Raw genomic sequence first — 15599 nt, 5'->3', positions numbered from 1 at the left:
CGCGCCGACATCCACGAGGCTTTCGTGATCCTCGGCTGCGCCCTCATCTGCCTAAACCAGATCAAACGGTTTTGTTAGATGTTCTAAATCGAACGCCCGTGGCCCCGGCCGCGGGCGTTTTGCTTTGCGGTCCTTAAAATCATCGGCATTGCTTTCTGGACCGTTAGCGATTCCTTGGCAAATCTTCGCTCGTCATCATCTGGAGACGCGCGATGTTACTTAGTTCCATAGCAAAGCTGACCAATTCCCTGCTTGCCATGCAGCCGGCGCGGGGGGAGCCTGCCCAGCCTGCCCAGCCTGCCCAGCCCTCTCTTGCCGTGCAGGAGGCTCTCAGGATCGAGAATGCCTCGGGCGTGATTTTCGACTTTTCAGAGTCCGCCCTGCAGGCGTCGGCCGCCAGCATGGCCAATCCCGTGGCAGCCGAAGAACGGACGGACAATGCGGCGGTTGTTCCGGCAAGCTCCTCGCCCGTCCCGCCCGCCCCTGTCGCGGCCCCCGCAGCCGTGGCAAGTGCCCCTCTGTCCGCCCCGGCGCCCGCCGGCAAGGCCGAGGTGGCACCGGAAGCGGCTGCGCCTTCGTTCCTGCCACAGCAGGCAGTCGATCCGGACGAGGAAGCCCGCGCCCGTGCCCAGGCCATCCAGGCCCAGGCAAGCAGCAGGATGCTGGATGTCGTCGAAAGCCTGAAGACCGCGTCGCGGGACGAGCAGGCGCAGAAGGCAAGCGCTGAAAACGGCGCCCAGGCCCGTGTCCCGGCGGCAAGACCCGAAGGCATGGCCGCCGCCTGACCGGTTGCGGGTTTCAGCAAGGATGACGCCCGCACCTCGTTGCGGGCGTCTCGATTCGACGGACGCAGGAACGGCGTCTAGTCGGAACGCCTATTTGCGGCCCTTCCGATAGTCGAAAATCCCTTATTTCTGGCGGTTTCCATTCTTGCCTCGGTTTCCCCTTCCGTTTTCGCAAGTTTTCGTGACAGAGCCCGCGCGATTTGAAAAGGATGGAGGGGCTAATGGAGCCTGGGGTCTTGATAAGCCTTGCGGCTTATTTCCTGCTGATGATCGGCATCGGCGTTTATGCCTGGCGCAAGAGCACCGAAAGTTCCGAGGGATATATCCTCGGCGGGCGGGATCTCTCGCCCTCGGTCACGGCGCTGTCGGCGGGCGCCTCGGACATGAGCGGCTGGCTTCTGCTGGGCCTGCCCGGCGCGCTGTTCGTGTCGGGCTTGTCGCAGTCCTGGATCGGCATCGGCCTGACGCTGGGGGCCTTGCTGAACTGGATCATCGTGGCCCCGCGCCTGCGCGAGCAGACCGAGTTCTATGACAACAGCCTGACCATTCCCGGCTTTCTGGGCAATCGCTTCCCCAGCAATGCCCGGTTGCTGCGCATGGTCTCGGCCGTCATCATCGTGGTCTTCTTTGCGGTCTACACCGCCTCGGGGCTTGTGGGCGGCGGCAAGCTGTTCGCCAGCGCCTTCGGGGGCGACTACATGACCGGCGTTCTGCTGACGCTGGGGATCGTGCTGGTCTATACCGTGATCGGCGGCTTTCTGGCGGTCAGCCTCACCGACTTCGTGCAGGGCATCATCATGATGCTGGCGCTGATCATCATGCCCATCGTGATCCTGACGACGGGGCAGGGCAACGGCGTGGGCCAGGCGGTGGACCGGCTGACCGCCATCGACGCCGATTTCTTCTCGATGGCCAAGGGCATGACGCTGCTGGGCTGGATCTCGGCGATGGCCTGGGGACTGGGCTATTTCGGGCAGCCGCATATCATCGTGCGCTTCATGGCGATCCGCAGCGTCCGCGACGTGCCGACGGCCCGCAACATCGGCATGGGCTGGATGGTGATCTCGTTGCTGGGGGCCGTGGGCGTCGGCGTGTTCGGCCGCGCCTATGCCGAGCGCAACGGCATGACCGTCAGCGACCCCGAGACGATCTTCATCATCCTGTCGGATCTGCTGTTCCACCCGCTTGTGACCGGCTTCCTTTATGCCGCGCTGCTGGCCGCGATCATGTCCACGGTGTCCAGCCAGCTTCTGGTGTCGTCCTCGTCGCTGACCGAGGACATCTATCACACGCTGCTGAAGCGGGGGGCGAGCGAACGGGAACTGGTCAACGTGGGGCGCCTGACGGTCTTGGGGGTCGGCCTTGTGTCGGCCGTGATCGCGGCCAATCCCGAGGCCAAGGTGCTGGGACTGGTTGCCAACGCCTGGGCGGGCTTCGGCGCGGCGTTCGGTCCGCTGGTGGTGCTGGCGCTGACCTGGAAGCGCATGACCGGCGCAGGCGCGGTGGCCGGCCTGATCGTCGGCGCCGTGACGGTCGGCCTGTGGATCTGGCTGGGCCTGAACCAGTCGCTGCTGGGCGGCGAGGGGCTTTACGAGATCGTGCCGGGCTTTGTCGCCTCGTGGATCGCCATCGTGCTGGTCAGCCTGGCGACCCCTGACCGGGGCGAATACCGCGCCCGGCCCTCTGCCTAGGCCGATCTGTTGGTCCCGTCCCTGCCGGGGCGGGGCCGCGCAGGGGCGGTCGCCACTTCCCAAACCCCTTGTTTTCCTGTATTGGCCCGCCATCTGTGACGTGACGCCCATGCCCCGGGGCACATGCAAAGGATAGGGGCGGCGGCAATGGGGCCGCCATAGGACACGGGCGTGGCCAGAGGGCTGGCGCGGCCCAGAGGAAACCAGATGTTTGATGAAGTGAAGAAATCCATCCAGTGGGGCCAGGAAACGCTCACGCTGGAAACGGGCAAGGTTGCCCGTCAGGCCGACGGCACGGTCATCGCCACCCTGGGCGAGACCAGCGTCATGGCCAACGTGACCTTCGCGAAGGAACCCAAGCCCGGGCAGGATTTCTTCCCGCTGACGGTTCACTATCAGGAAAAATACTATGCGGCCGGCAAGATCCCCGGCGGCTTCTTCAAGCGCGAGGCGCGCCCGACCGAAAAGGAGACGCTGACCGCGCGCCTGATCGACCGGCCCTGCCGCCCGCTGTTCGCGCCGGGCTTCAAGAACGAGACCCTGGTGATGTGCACGGTCCTGTCGCACGACCTGGTCAACGACCCGGATATCGTTGCGATGATCGCGGCCTCGGCCGCGCTGACCATTTCCGGCGTGCCCTTCATGGGTCCGATCGGCGCCGCGCGCGTGGGCTTTGCGAACGGCCAGTATGTGCTGAACCCCGAGGTTCAGGACATGGACAACCTGCGCTCGAACCCCGAGCAGCGTCTGGACCTGGTTGTCGCCGGCACGAAAGATGCCGTGATGATGGTCGAATCGGAAGCCTATGAGCTGACCGAGGAAGAGATGCTGGGCGCCGTCAAGTTCGGCCACGAGCAGATGCAGCCCGTGATCGACCTGATCATCGACCTGGCCGAAGCCGCCGCGAAAGAGCCCTTCGACTTCCAGTCGCCGGATTATTCCGCGCTTTACGGCAAGGTGAAGGCCGCGGGCGAGGCAGACATGCGCGCCGCCTATGCGATCCGCGACAAGGGCGAGCGCCGCGACGCGATCGAGGCCGCGAAAGCCAAGGTCAAGGAAGCCCTGAGCGAGGAAGAACTGGCTGACCCGCATCTGGGCAGCGCGCTCAAGAAGCTGGAATCGGGCATCCTGCGCGGCGACGTGATCAACGGCGGCGCCCGCATCGACGGCCGCGACACCCGCACCGTCCGCGCCATCGACAGCGAAGTGGGCATCCTGCCGCGCACCCACGGCTCGGCCCTGTTCACCCGCGGCGAGACGCAGGCCCTGGTGGTGACCACGCTGGGCACCGGCGACGACGAACAGATCATCGACGCGCTGCACGGCAATTTCCGCTCGAACTTCCTGCTGCACTACAACTTCCCGCCCTATTCGGTTGGCGAGGTTGGCCGCGTGGGCAGCCCCGGCCGCCGCGAGATCGGCCACGGCAAGCTGGCCTGGCGCGCGCTGCAGGCCGTGCTGCCTGCACCGACGGACTTCCCCTACACCATCCGCGTCGTGTCCGAGATCACCGAATCGAACGGCTCGTCCTCGATGGCGTCGGTGTGCGGCGGTTCCCTGGCGATGATGGATGCGGGCGTGCCGCTGAAGGCGCCGGTCGCGGGCGTGGCCATGGGCCTGATCCTGGAAGACGACGGCAAGTATGCGGTCCTGACTGACATCCTGGGTGACGAGGATCACCTGGGCGACATGGACTTCAAGGTCGCCGGCACCGCCGAAGGCATCACGTCCCTGCAGATGGACATCAAGGTCGCGGGCATCACCCCCGCCATCATGGAGCAGGCGCTGGCGCAAGCCAAGGAAGGCCGCCTGCACATCCTGGGCGAGATGGGCAAGGCCCTGACCGAAGGCCGTCGCGAGTTCAGCGCCCACGCGCCGCGCATCGAGACGATGCAGATCCCGACCGACAAGATCCGCGAAGTGATCGGCTCGGGCGGCAAGGTCATCCGCGAGATCGTGGAAACCTCGGGCGCGAAGGTGGACATCAACGACGACGGCACCATCAAGATCGCCTCGGCCAATGCCGATTCGATCAAGAAGGCCTATGACATGATCTATTCGATCGTGGCCGAGCCCGAGGAAGGCAAGATCTACATCGGCAAGGTCGTCAAGCTGGTGGATTTTGGCGCCTTCGTGAACTTCTTCGGCAAGCGCGACGGTCTGGTTCATGTGTCCCAGATCGCCAACAAGCGCCTGAACCACCCGAACGAGGTGCTGAAGGAAGGCCAGGAGGTCAGGGTCAAGCTGCTGGGCTTCGACGACCGCGGCAAGGTCCGCCTTGGCATGAAGATGGTCGACCAGCAGACCGGTGAGGAAATCACCGAAGCCAAGGAAGAAGCGGCTTCCGAATAATCGGACTGAGTTCTTTCAGGACTACGAGGCCCCGCACTAGCGGGGCCTTTACATTTCGGACCGATAAGGACGTGGCATCATCGGGACATGGCTAGGGCACGTCGGCTCAGTTCGCGCATCGTGTCGCTCATATAGCCTGCAGGAGGTGTCACTTTTCCGGCGGGCTTCCAAATGCCATAGGTCTTGCGCATGTAGTCGATGGCGGCGATGTCGGCCTGAACTCTGTCGTGATCCTTCTCGACCAAGTCATGGAGCGCGTCGATGTCACCTGCATCGGATGCGCTCATTCGGCGGACTTCGGCAATCAGCCAGATCGGTATGCCCCTGCGCTCAAGATGCCCGGAAAGCCAAGGGTCATCCACCGTCCAGAGGATGTCTGGAATCTGCCATGCGGCGGCATCGAACCAGTCAGGCCGAACCATAACGCCTGCGTGGCCGGATAAGACATCGACATATCCGGGATTGGCGTACATGGGAGATTTGATGGTAAACAGCGACAGCACCCGCTTGATCCGATAGGAAAGCGGCTTCTTTGTCCACCGCTTGGCGCGCGGCTTGCGGTTGTGCGGGCGTGTGTTCTCGGCAATGTCCGGCAGGTTCTCTCCTGCTTCGACGATGCAAGCCTCGGGATGTGCCAGGCGAGTGCGCTTGAACCGGCTGTGCCAACGCGCATCATAGATCTTGTCGTCGTCGCAGAACAGCAAGTCCACGTTTTGCCCTGCATAGTCCTGCGCGGCAGGCAAGATCTTGGTGGCAGGACCTAGATCCTGCAGACAGCGGCGAATGGTGACTCCCGTGGGCACTTGTGGCAGCGTGCCGTCCCAGTCAGGAAAGCGACGATAGCGTTCCGGAATGTAAAGATGGATCGCCTTTGCAGGCAACTCTTGCTTCAGCAGGCTGTTCAATGCGGGACCTAGCAGTGAAAACCGCGGTGGGATACTGGATAATGTGATGATGGTAGGGCTGGACAATTTAATTCCTCAGGTCTTTCTGGTTGCCTTTTACCGGAGGCTTCCGGTTCGATCCAGTTTTGGCATTGAGTAAGCCGCTGCCATTCGTGGGAGAGACAATGGTAATCTATCCTGTCAACATCCTCACCATGAAATGGGGCACGCTCTACAGTGCCGAGGACGTGAACCGACTTCATCGCCAGGTCCGCCGCCACCTGCCGCGACCGCATCGCTTCATCTGCTTTACCGATGATGCCGAGGGACTGGACCCGGGAATCGAGGCAATGCCCTTGCCCGAGCTGGGCCTGCCGCAGGGCCATGGCGACACCCGCTGGCGCAAGCTCGCGGTCTTCCGGCGCGACCTGGCGGGGCTGTCGGGCACGGCGCTGTTTCTGGATATCGACCTTGTTGTGGTCGATGACCTGTCACCCTTCTTCGACCTGCCGGGCGCCTTTTACATCATCCGCGACGACGACCTGTTCCGCGCCAAGCCGCTTCGCAAGGTGAACCCCGCGCGCGACCGCTTCCTCCACAGCGTCGGCAACTCCAGCGTCTTCCGGTTCGAGATCGGCCGGCATTCCTATATCCTCGATGCCTACCTGGCCGACCCGGCCGCGGCGACGGCACGGTATGAAATCAGCCAGCAGTTCCAGTCAGCCCAACTGGCGGCCCATGGCCACCTGAACTATTGGCCCAAGGGCTGGTGTGTCAGCTTCAAGAACGACTGCGTGCCGCGCCATCTGGCCAGCTATCTGCGTGATCCCGCCTTGCCCCGGGGCGCGAAGATCGTCCTGTTTGCTGGCGCGCCGAAGATGGAGGATGTCTTCGCCGGGCGCGGCCACAAGTGGTACCGCCGCATCGGCCGGATCGACTGGCTGCGGCGGGCATGGGAACAGGCATGATCTCCGACGCCTTTCGCGCCTTCAAGCACCGCCGCAGGCTGATCCGCGCCAAGGCCGAGATCGCCGCCCGGCCCGTCGGGCCGGGTCGTCCGCATGGCCTGCCGGGCACGCTGGTTGTCTCGTTGACCAGCTATCCGGCCCGCTTTGCCACGCTTGGCCTGACGCTGCGGGGCATCCTGCGCCAGTCTGTCCAGCCCGACCGGGTCATCCTGTGGCTGGACGAGGGGGACGAGGCGCGCCTGCCGCGGGACATTCCGGACCTGCCGGGGCTGGAAATTCGCACCTGTCCCGCCTGGCGGTCCTACAAGAAGATCGTGCCGACCCTTCGGGACGCGCCCGGCAGCTTCGTGGTGACAGCGGACGACGACATCTACTATCCGGCGGGCTGGCTGGAAAAACTGGTCGGGGCGGCCCAGGGCGGTGCCCGGATCGCGTGCCATCGCGCCCATCGGATAGCGCTGCGCGGCGGAAGGCCTGCGCCCTATGCCGAATGGCGGCACAATGTCGATGCGCCGGAACGATCGTCGCTGACTTTTCTGACCGGCGTCAGCGGCGTCATCTATGCGCCGGGCGTCTTTCATCCCGACGTGACGCGGGACGACCTGTTTTCCCGCCTAGCGCCGAGGTCCGACGATGTCTGGCTTTACTGGATGCACCGGTTGGCGGGGATCGAGGCGCAGAAGATCGGCGGACGGGCCCGGATTCTCGAATGGGAAGGAAGCCAGGCGCAAAGCCTGCGCAGCGAGAACCTGCACGGCACGGGCAACGACCAGGCGGTCGCCGCCCTGCTGGAACACTATGGCTGGCCGGGCTAGGCAAAGGCCCCGCCCGGCGCGCCGCGCCCCCTGTCAGGCCGGGTCCCTGGCAAAGCGCAGGTAAGGCAGCTTGATTTCAAGCGCGCCATAGCGTTCGGCGGCCGCCTTGTCGTCAAGCGCTAGGGCGACGATCACGTCCTGCCCGGGAACCCAGTTGGCGGGCGTGGCGATCGGCACGCCATCCGTCTTTCGCACCGCATCCAGCGCCCGCAGGATTTCGGCGAAGTTGCGGCCGATGGACATCGGGTATGTCATGGTCAGCCGGACCTTCTTGTCGGGGCCGATGATGAACACGCTGCGCACGGTGGCCGAATGCGCGGGCGTGCGGCCCTCGGCCGGCAGGTAATGGTCGGCAGGCAGCATGTCATAGGCCTTGGCGACGGTCAGGTCGCGGTCGTCGATCATCGCGAAATCGGCCGGAACGCCCGCCACCGCTTCGATGTCGCGCTTCCATTTGCCGTGATCCTCGACCGAGTCGACCGACACGCCGATCACCTTGGTGTTGCGCTTCTCGAACTCCGGGATCAGTTGGGCGACGGCGCCGAATTCCGTCGTGCAGACGGGCGTGAAGTCGCGCGGGTGGCTGAAGATGATGGCATAGCTGTCGCCCAGCCAGTCGTGAAACCGGATTTCGCCTTCGGTCGAAGGGGCGGTGAAATCGGGGGCGATGTCGTTGATGCGCAGCGACATGAGTGTCCTTTCGGGTGATTGTCCCGGGAAGAATAGGTCAAACAGGACGGAATGCCAGCCATTCATCGACAGACCGTGTCGAGATTAACAAGGGTTGCAGCGGCCCGGCGGCCGTTCCACCTTACAGGCAATTCTGATGGAGGGATCGCGATGACCGACCTGCTGGACAAGCGCAAGTTCTATATCGACGGGGCATGGGCCGATCCCGTCCGTGCCAACGACCTCGAGGTGATCGACCCCTCGACCGAGGAAGCGGTGGCGGTCATCAGCCTGGGCGACCAGGCCGACACGGATCGCGCGGTCGCAGCCGCCAAGGCCGCCTTCCCGGGCTGGTCGCGGACCGACCCGGCCGAGCGGCTGGGCCATGTGCAGCGGATCCTGGACATCTATCGCCGCCGGGCCGGGGACATGGCTTGGGCGATCAGCCACGAGATGGGCGCGCCGCAGGACATGTCGCTTGGCGATCAGGCCGAGGCCGGGTCCTATCACATCGAGAACTTCATCACCGCCTTCAAGGACTTCAGGTTCATCCGCCCGCTTGGCGACCACGCCCCGACCTCCATGATCGCGTGGGAGCCGGTGGGCGTGGTTGGCCTGATCACGCCGTGGAACTGGCCGATGAACCAGGTGACGCTGAAGGTCATCCCGGCGATCCTGGCGGGCGACACCTGCGTGCTGAAACCGTCCGAGATCGCGCCGCTGTCCTCGATGCTGTTTGCCGAGATCGTGGACGAGGCCGGGCTGCCCCCCGGCGTCTTCAACCTGGTGAACGGCGACGGGCCGGGGGTGGGCACGCAACTGTCCACGCATCGCGACGTGGACATGATCAGCTTCACGGGCTCTACCCGGGCAGGCATCGCGATCACGAAGGCGGCGGCGGACACGCTGAAGAAGGTGGTGCTGGAACTGGGCGGCAAGGGCGCCAACATCGTCTTCGCGGATGCGGACGACAAGGCCGTGGTGCGTGGGGCGCGGCATTGCTTCTACAACAGCGGCCAGTCCTGCAACGCGCCGACGCGGATGCTGGTCGAGCGGTCCGTTTACGACCGCGCGGTCGAGACGGCGGCCAGGGTCGCGACCGAAACCCAGGTGGCAAGCGCCCATCAGCCCGGCAGGCATATCGGCCCGGTCGTCAGCAAGCAGCAGTGGGAAAAGATTCAGGACCTGATCCAGAAGGGCATCGACGAGGGTGCCCGGCTGGTCGCGGGCGGTCCCGGCCTGCCCGAGGGCGTGAACCGCGGCTATTTCGTGCGGCCGACCGTCTTTGCCGATGTCAGCAACGACATGACCATCGCCCAGCAGGAGATCTTCGGCCCCGTCCTGTCCATCATCCCCTTCGACACCGAGGACGAGGCCGTCGCCATCGCAAACGACACGCCTTACGGCCTGACGAACTATGTCCAGTCCCAGGACGGCGCGCGGCGCAACCGCGTGGCGCGGCAGTTGCGCTCTGGCATGGTCGAGATGAACGGGCAGTCCCGCGGCGCGGGCTCGGCCTTCGGCGGCGTCAAGATGTCGGGCCGGGCGCGCGAGGGCGGCGTGATGGGGCTTGAGGAGTTCATGGACTCCAAGGCGATCAGCGGCTGGTCGGCTGACTGAGCCGGCTTGGATGGCCCCGATAATGCCTTGCATTTGAGGGGTCGGCTTGTTCTTCGCAGCACTTGCCGCGACATTCCGGACGGATGGTCCAAGGCGGTGCGGCGATGGCAAGACAGAAGGGTTCGGCTGGACCCGCGATCATGATCAAGCGGGTGACCGTCTCGGGCGATGGGGGGCACCACGGCGGGGCGTGGAAGGTCGCCTATGCGGATTTCGTCACCGCAATGATGGCCTTCTTCCTGCTGATGTGGCTGCTGAACGCCACCACCGAACAGCAGCGCAGCGGATTGGCCGATTATTTCAACCCCAGCATCGTGCGAACGCCCGGAGCCTCGGGCGAGGGGGTGGAAAGGCAGGGGAAGGAGCCCTCTGACACCACCCTTGAGGAGGTGGCCGAGGAGATCGAACGCCAGCTTCGCGCAAGCGGCGGCGAATCGCAGCAACTGACCAATCTGCTGCGCCATGTCGTCACGCGCATGACGGACGAGGGGCTGGTGATCGAACTGGGCGACCTGACCGACGCCCCCTTGTTCGTGGAGGATACCGGCCAGCCGCAGCCGGTGCTGTCGGATCTGACCCGAATCATCGGGCGCGTCATCGGCAAGACACGCAACCAGATCGCCATCGCGGGGCATGTCCGGGCCTATCCCGAAACGCTGGTGACCTCGCCTGTCTGGGCGCTGTCGGATGCCCGCGCCCACGCAGTCCGCAACCTGCTGGAAGGATCGAGCCTTGACGGGCAGCGTATCCAGAGGGTGACCGGCTATGCCGATCGCAAGGGAAAGACCGCAAACCCGATGGAACCCGCGAACAACCGGATCGAGGTGATTTTACTCAGATGACCGGGTGCGGTTAGGCGAATCTTAAGCCCTGGCATGGATGATCGGGATCGAACCACAAGAAGGTGATGCCATGTCTATGTCTTCCGCGATGAGCGCCGGTGTCTCGGGGCTGGCGGCCAATTCGACCCGTCTTGCAACGATTTCCGACAACATCGCGAACTCGGGCACCCATGGCTACAAGCGGATGGAGACGGATTTCAACTCCTTTGTGCTGAACCAGCACCGCATCGCCGGGCTCTATTCGGCGGGCGGCGTGACGGCCACGACGCAACGGCTGATCGAGGATGACGGGGCGCTGTCCACCACCACGCATCCGCTGGACATCGCCGTGTCGGGCCGCGGGATGCTGCCGGTTACATCGGCCGTGGATCTGGACAACGGCTTTACGGATCTTCCCTTCATGATGACCCGGACGGGGTCTTTCCGCACCGATGCCGAAGGCATCCTGAGGACCGGGACCGGTCTGGTGCTGATGGGCTGGCCCGCGCAGGCGGACGGCAGCGTCCCCCTGATGTCCCGCGACACGATGGGCGGCCTGGTTCCCGTGCAGATCAGCGCCAACCAGACGGCCGGCGATCCGACGACCGCCGTGTCGCTGGGCGTGAACCTTCCCGCGACCGAGACCCTGCCGGACGCTTCGGGCGACCCGCTGGCCTTGAAGGTCGAATATTATGGCAATCTCGGCACGTCCGAGGCGCTGAACATCACCTTCGTGCCCGACACGTCCGATCCGACGGGCATGTCGAACAGCTGGGTAATGGAGGTGCGCGATTCGGCGTCGGACCCGGCCTCGAACCTTGTCGGGTCATATCGGATCACCTTCGATGAAAGCCAGTCGAACGGCGGCAGCATCGCCAGCGTGACGCCGATCAGTGGCGGGGCCTATGATCCTGAAACGGGCGCAATCGCGCTGACCGTGGCAGGCGGGCCGATGGATCTGGTGATCGGGACGCCCGGCGGGACCACCGGGCTGCGTCAGCTTTCGGCCAATTTCTCACCGACCAACATCACCAAGAACGGCTCTCCGGTCGGAAACCTCACCACTGTCGAGGTGGATGCCGACGGCTTCCTGAAAGCCAGCTATGACACGGGCTTCGTCAAGACCTTGTACCAGATCCCGCTGGTGGACGTGCCCAACCCGAACGGGCTGACCTCGGTCGACTCGCAGGCCTTCACGATCTCGCCCACATCCGGCAGCTTCTTCCTGTGGGACGCGGGCGATGGCCCGACGGGTTCGGTCCAAGGCTATGCGTTGGAGGAATCGACCACCGACGTGGCCGAGGAACTGACCCACCTGATCCAGACGCAGCGGGCCTATTCGTCGAACGCGAAGATCATCCAGACCGTGGATGAGATGCTGCAGGAAACCACCAACATCAAGCGGTAAGGGACAAGTGGGATGAGCATCGCGCGCGCCCTTGGAAATGCCATTTCCGGCCTGACCGCCACGGCGCGGGGGACGGAAACGGTTGCAGCCAACCTCGCCAACGCTTCGACGCCCGGCTATGCCAAGCGGGACATGGTCGTCAGCGCCCAGACCGCAGGGGGGAATGCTGGCGGCGTGCGGGTCAACGGGATAGCCCGCGTGGTCAATGCCAGCGTGCTGTCGGAATCGCGGCTGGCCGAAGGTGCCCGCGCCGAGGCAACGGCGCGGCTGGACTTTGCGACCGCCGTCGAGGACGTTGTCGGCATCACGGGGAACAGCGGCAGCCTGGGTTCGGCGCTGAGCGCATTCCGAAGCGCGCTGACCTCGGCCGCCAGCCGTCCCGATGACGACATCCGCCTGACCCAGGTGGTCGACAAGGCCACCGCGCTGGCCAGGCAGTTGAACACGGCCTCGGGCAGGGTTCAGGCCGCGCGCGCCGAGGCGGACCAGGCGATCGCCACGGATGTCGCCACGCTGAACAAATCGCTGGCCCAGGTGGCGGACCTGAACCGCAAGATCGCCGTGATGGAGGCGGACGGCTCGGACCCTTCCTCGCTCTACGACCAGCGGCAGGGGATCATCGGCGACATCGCGAAGATCGTGCCGGTGCAGGAGGTGACGCGACCGGCCGGTGCCGTGGCGCTGTTCACGGCCGAGGGCGCGGTCCTGCTGGACGGCACCACGCCGACCGAGTTTTCGTTCAGCGCGGCCGTCCAGATGACTGCCGATGCGACCGCCGGATCGGGCTTGTCGATGCTGGTCCAGAACGGGCTGGAATTGACGCCGTCGCAGACAAGGCTTTACGCGGGTGGACGGCTTGCCGCCAACTTTGCCATTCGCGATGACTTGGCGCCGCAGGCCCAGGCCTTGCTGGACGACCTTGCCTTCGATCTGCACCAGCGCCTGGCGACGCCAGCCGTCGATGGCTCGCTGAACGCCACCTCTGCAGGGCTTTTCACGGATGCGGGCGCGCGCGCGATCGCGACGAACAAGACAGGCCTTGCGGGGCGCATCGGCGTGAACGATGCCGTTGTCGCATCCCGGGGAGGAGAGGTCTGGAGGCTGAGAACGGGCCTGGAGGCAACGGCGGCGGGTCCCGTGGGCGATGGGGCGCTGCTGGTTGCCATGTCCGATGCCCTGGATGCCGCGACTGCCCCCGCCGCGGGAACCGACTTCGGCGGCAAGGGCTCGCTGGCCGATCGGCTCGGCCTTGTCGAATCGCGGATTTCGACCGCGCGGGTGAACGCCCAGTCGGACGCCGCAGTCCGCAACAGCCAGGCAGACACCATAACGAGTCGCCTGACGGCCGACGGGGTGGATAGCGACGCCGAGATGCAGAAGCTGCTGCAATACGAACAGGCCTATGCCGCGAATGCGCGGGTGATTCAGGCCATCCAGACCATGATGGACCAGATACTGGGGATTTGAACGATGACGGTGCAATCCATCGGGGACCAGGCGCGTGCCTTTGCGATGCAGGCCGCTTCCAGCCGAATCAAGACGACGCTTGCGACCTTGACCGCCGAACTTTCCAGCGGAGAGGTCGCGGACCTTGGCGCAAGGCTGGGCGGCAACACGCGAACCCTTGCCGGGATCGAGGCGCGGCTGGCGATGCTGGCGCAGTTCAAGAACAATGCCGCCGAGGCCGCCGCCCATGCCAAGGGAATGCAGGACGCCCTTTCCGCGATCCAGGGAACAAGCGAAAGCTTGGGGCGGGGCCTGTACATCGAGCCGGCCTCGACAACCGGCGACCTGCTGGCCGCGCGCTCGGCCGAGGCAGCCTCTGGCCTGCAGGCGGTGATCGGGCAGATGAACGGCTCGGTCGCGCAGCGCTTTCTGTTCTCGGGAACCGCAAGCGATACGCCGCCGCTGGTGTCTGCCGATGACATCCTGTCGGAATTGACGGCCGTTGTCAGCGGCCTGACCACAGCCGACGATATCGTGCAGTCCGTTTCGGATTGGTTCGATGCCTCCTCAGGCGCGGGCGGTTTCGTCGATGTCGCCTATCGCGGCGGCACGGGCGGGCAAGTGATGCCGATCGGCGAGGGCACCACCATCGCCTTGACCACGACCGCGCTGTCTCCGTCGATCCGGGACAGCCTGAAGGGTCTTGCGACGGCGGCGCTGATCGATCGCGGGATACTGGCCACGGACCCGCAACAGGGGCGGGAACTGCTGCAAGCCGCCGGAAAGGCGCTGCTGGACAACTCGCCTGCCTTGGTCGCCGAGCAGGCGCGGGTAGGCTATGCCCAGCAGGTCATCGCGACCTCGCAGACCGAGGGGGAGGCCGCGACCGCCACGCTGCAAACCGCGCGCAACACGCTGCGCGAGGCCGATCCCTTCGCAACCTCGGCCGCCATCAGCGAGGCGGAAACGAAACTGCAAACCCTGTATTCCGTCATCGGCCGGCTGTCGCAGATGAAGCTTGCGGATTACATCTGATGTGGCGCCTTCTTGCGATCATCGCCGTGTCGCTCTTGCCGGTCATTGCCGCGGCAGCACCTGTGCGCGTGAAGGACCTGGCCGAATTCGACGGGGTGCGGGGCAACGATCTTGTCGGCTACGGCCTCGTGGTGGGTCTGGACGGCACCGGCGACGGCTTTCGCAATGCCCCGTTCACCGAGGAGTTGCTGGCCGGCCTGTTGGAACGCTTGGGCGTGAACGTCACCGACGAGGCCCTGCGGTCCCGCAACGTGGCCGCCGTGGTGGTCACCGCGACCTTGCCCGCCTTTGCCCGCTCCGGCGGCCGCATCGACGTCAGCGTCTCGACCATCGGGGACGCCAAGAGCCTGCTGGGGGGGACGCTGGTCATGACCCCCTTGAAGGCAGCGGACGGCAACATCTATGCGGTCGCCCAAGGGTCGATCATCGCCAGCGGCGCCGCAGTCGAGGGCGAGGCCGCGCGCGTGGTCGAGGGGGTGCCGACCTCGGGCAAGATTCCGGTCGGCGCGCGGGTCGAGCGCGAGGTCGAGTTCGACTTCGCCGGGATCGAGAACATCCGCATCGCGCTTCGCAACGCCGATTTCACCACCGCGACCCGGATCGAGGACGCGATCAACCGCGACTTCGACCGCCGCATCGCCCTGACGCAGGACAGCGGCACGGTCATGGTCGAGTTTCGGCAGCTTGGCGATGTCAATCCCGCCCGCGTGCTGGGCCGCATCGAGAACCTGACGGTCGAACCCGAGGATCGCGCCAAGGTTGTGATCGACCACAAGTCGGGAACCATCGTCATCGGCGAGCGGGTGCGCATATCGCGGGTCGCCGTCTCGCAGGGCGCCTTGACGCTGCAGGTCAGCGAGGCGTCGATGGTGTCGCAGCCCAATCCCTTCGCCCGTGGCGAAACCGTGACGGTGCCCCGCACCATGGCCGAGTTGCGCAACGAACCGGGCATCGGCTTTGCCGAGGTTGCAGGGGAAACCTCGCTCAGCGACCTTGTCGAAGGGCTGAACGCCCTGGGGGTCCGCCCCCGCGAGATGATCGACATCCTGAAATCCATCCATGCCGCAGGAGCCCTGCACGCCGACCTGATCATCGAATGACACAG

At 65.2% G+C, this 15599-nt stretch carries 13 protein-coding genes; 11 read left to right on the top strand and 2 right to left on the bottom strand.

The annotated features are described in order from the left end of the window. The first annotated feature begins 257 nt into the window (after positions 1-257). The 3 genes from J0F76_RS09700 to pnp all read left to right on the top strand — a co-directional run bounded on the left by J0F76_RS09700 (position 258) and on the right by pnp (position 4828). Positions 258-785, top strand: a complete 528-nt coding sequence (locus J0F76_RS09700; RefSeq protein WP_207468522.1) for a hypothetical protein — start codon at positions 258-260, stop codon at positions 783-785. Between the two features lie 236 nt (positions 786-1021). Beyond that, a complete protein-coding gene (gene putP, locus J0F76_RS09695; protein ID WP_207468520.1) occupies positions 1022-2476 on the top strand; it encodes a sodium/proline symporter PutP in 1455 nt (484 codons plus the stop codon). Positions 2477-2683: 207 nt separating this feature from the next. Beyond that, positions 2684-4828 (top strand): polyribonucleotide nucleotidyltransferase, encoded by a 2145-nt coding sequence (gene pnp / locus J0F76_RS09690; RefSeq protein ID WP_207468518.1) that lies wholly within the window; start codon positions 2684-2686, stop codon positions 4826-4828. A gap of 77 nt (positions 4829-4905) precedes the next feature. Here the strand turns inward: pnp and J0F76_RS09685 are convergent, their stop codons facing one another. Next, positions 4906-5733 (bottom strand): glycosyltransferase family 2 protein, encoded by an 828-nt coding sequence (locus J0F76_RS09685; protein ID WP_207468510.1) that lies wholly within the window; start codon positions 5731-5733, stop codon positions 4906-4908. A gap of 164 nt (positions 5734-5897) precedes the next feature. Here J0F76_RS09685 and J0F76_RS09680 point away from each other — a divergent pair, with 164 nt between their 5' ends. Together J0F76_RS09680 and J0F76_RS09675 are read left to right on the top strand one after the other, a co-directional pair. Beyond that, complete coding sequence (locus tag J0F76_RS09680; protein ID WP_207468508.1) at positions 5898-6680, top strand: hypothetical protein; 783 nt, start codon at positions 5898-5900, stop codon at positions 6678-6680. Further along, entirely contained in the window at positions 6677-7495 is an 819-nt protein-coding gene (locus J0F76_RS09675; RefSeq protein WP_207468506.1) for a glycosyltransferase family 2 protein, read from the top strand. The genes J0F76_RS09680 and J0F76_RS09675 overlap by 4 nt, the downstream gene beginning before the upstream one ends. 33 nt (positions 7496-7528) lie before the next feature. Here J0F76_RS09675 and J0F76_RS09670 read toward each other — a convergent pair whose 3' ends face one another. Next, positions 7529-8185 (bottom strand): peroxiredoxin, encoded by a 657-nt coding sequence (locus J0F76_RS09670; RefSeq protein ID WP_207468504.1) that lies wholly within the window; start codon positions 8183-8185, stop codon positions 7529-7531. A gap of 159 nt (positions 8186-8344) precedes the next feature. Here J0F76_RS09670 and J0F76_RS09665 point away from each other — a divergent pair, with 159 nt between their 5' ends. The 6 genes from J0F76_RS09665 (at position 8345) to J0F76_RS09640 (ending at position 15594) form a co-directional block, all read left to right on the top strand. Further along, positions 8345-9784 carry an aldehyde dehydrogenase family protein gene (locus tag J0F76_RS09665; protein WP_207468534.1) on the top strand — a complete coding sequence of 480 codons (1440 nt, stop codon included), beginning with the start codon at positions 8345-8347 and terminating at the stop codon, positions 9782-9784. A gap of 104 nt (positions 9785-9888) precedes the next feature. Beyond that, positions 9889-10626 carry a flagellar motor protein MotB gene (locus J0F76_RS09660; RefSeq protein WP_207468502.1) on the top strand — a complete coding sequence of 246 codons (738 nt, stop codon included), beginning with the start codon at positions 9889-9891 and terminating at the stop codon, positions 10624-10626. Positions 10627-10696: 70 nt separating this feature from the next. Continuing rightward, on the top strand, positions 10697-12013 hold the full coding sequence (locus J0F76_RS09655) for a flagellar hook protein FlgE (RefSeq protein WP_207468500.1): 1317 nt from the start codon (positions 10697-10699) through the stop codon (positions 12011-12013). 12 nt (positions 12014-12025) lie between these two features. Continuing rightward, entirely contained in the window at positions 12026-13480 is a 1455-nt protein-coding gene (gene flgK / locus J0F76_RS09650; RefSeq protein ID WP_207468498.1) for a flagellar hook-associated protein FlgK, read from the top strand. 3 nt (positions 13481-13483) lie between these two features. Further along, positions 13484-14494, top strand: a complete 1011-nt coding sequence (locus J0F76_RS09645; RefSeq protein WP_207468496.1) for a hypothetical protein — start codon at positions 13484-13486, stop codon at positions 14492-14494. After that, positions 14494-15594: a flagellar basal body P-ring protein FlgI gene (locus J0F76_RS09640; RefSeq protein WP_207468494.1), complete on the top strand. Its 1101-nt coding sequence runs from the start codon at positions 14494-14496 to the stop codon at positions 15592-15594. The genes J0F76_RS09645 and J0F76_RS09640 overlap by 1 nt, the downstream gene beginning before the upstream one ends. The last annotated feature ends 5 nt before the right edge of the window (positions 15595-15599 follow it).

Source organism: Paracoccus fontiphilus, from assembly GCF_017356265.1.
Taxonomy (GTDB): domain Bacteria; phylum Pseudomonadota; class Alphaproteobacteria; order Rhodobacterales; family Rhodobacteraceae; genus Paracoccus; species Paracoccus fontiphilus.
Note: the sequence above shows the minus strand (reverse complement) of the source record. Positions and strands in the feature narration are given on the sequence as shown.

What these genes read in the sequence shown, in the direction of transcription:
- pnp (WP_207468518.1), top strand. Translation starts at nt 2,684, where the DNA reads ATGTTTGATGAAGTGAAGAAATCCATCCAGTGGGGCCAGGAAACGCTC.
- J0F76_RS09675 (WP_207468506.1), top strand. Translation starts at nt 6,677, where the DNA reads ATGATCTCCGACGCCTTTCGCGCCTTCAAGCACCGCCGCAGGCTGATC.
- J0F76_RS09680 (WP_207468508.1), top strand. Translation starts at nt 5,898, where the DNA reads ATGGTAATCTATCCTGTCAACATCCTCACCATGAAATGGGGCACGCTC.
- J0F76_RS09660 (WP_207468502.1), top strand. Translation starts at nt 9,889, where the DNA reads ATGGCAAGACAGAAGGGTTCGGCTGGACCCGCGATCATGATCAAGCGG.
- J0F76_RS09645 (WP_207468496.1), top strand. Translation starts at nt 13,484, where the DNA reads ATGACGGTGCAATCCATCGGGGACCAGGCGCGTGCCTTTGCGATGCAG.
- J0F76_RS09655 (WP_207468500.1), top strand. Translation starts at nt 10,697, where the DNA reads ATGTCTATGTCTTCCGCGATGAGCGCCGGTGTCTCGGGGCTGGCGGCC.
- J0F76_RS09640 (WP_207468494.1), top strand. Translation starts at nt 14,494, where the DNA reads ATGTGGCGCCTTCTTGCGATCATCGCCGTGTCGCTCTTGCCGGTCATT.
- J0F76_RS09670 (WP_207468504.1), bottom strand. Translation starts at nt 8,185, where the DNA reads ATGTCGCTGCGCATCAACGACATCGCCCCCGATTTCACCGCCCCTTCG.
- J0F76_RS09700 (WP_207468522.1), top strand. Translation starts at nt 258, where the DNA reads ATGCAGCCGGCGCGGGGGGAGCCTGCCCAGCCTGCCCAGCCTGCCCAG.
- flgK (WP_207468498.1), top strand. Translation starts at nt 12,026, where the DNA reads ATGAGCATCGCGCGCGCCCTTGGAAATGCCATTTCCGGCCTGACCGCC.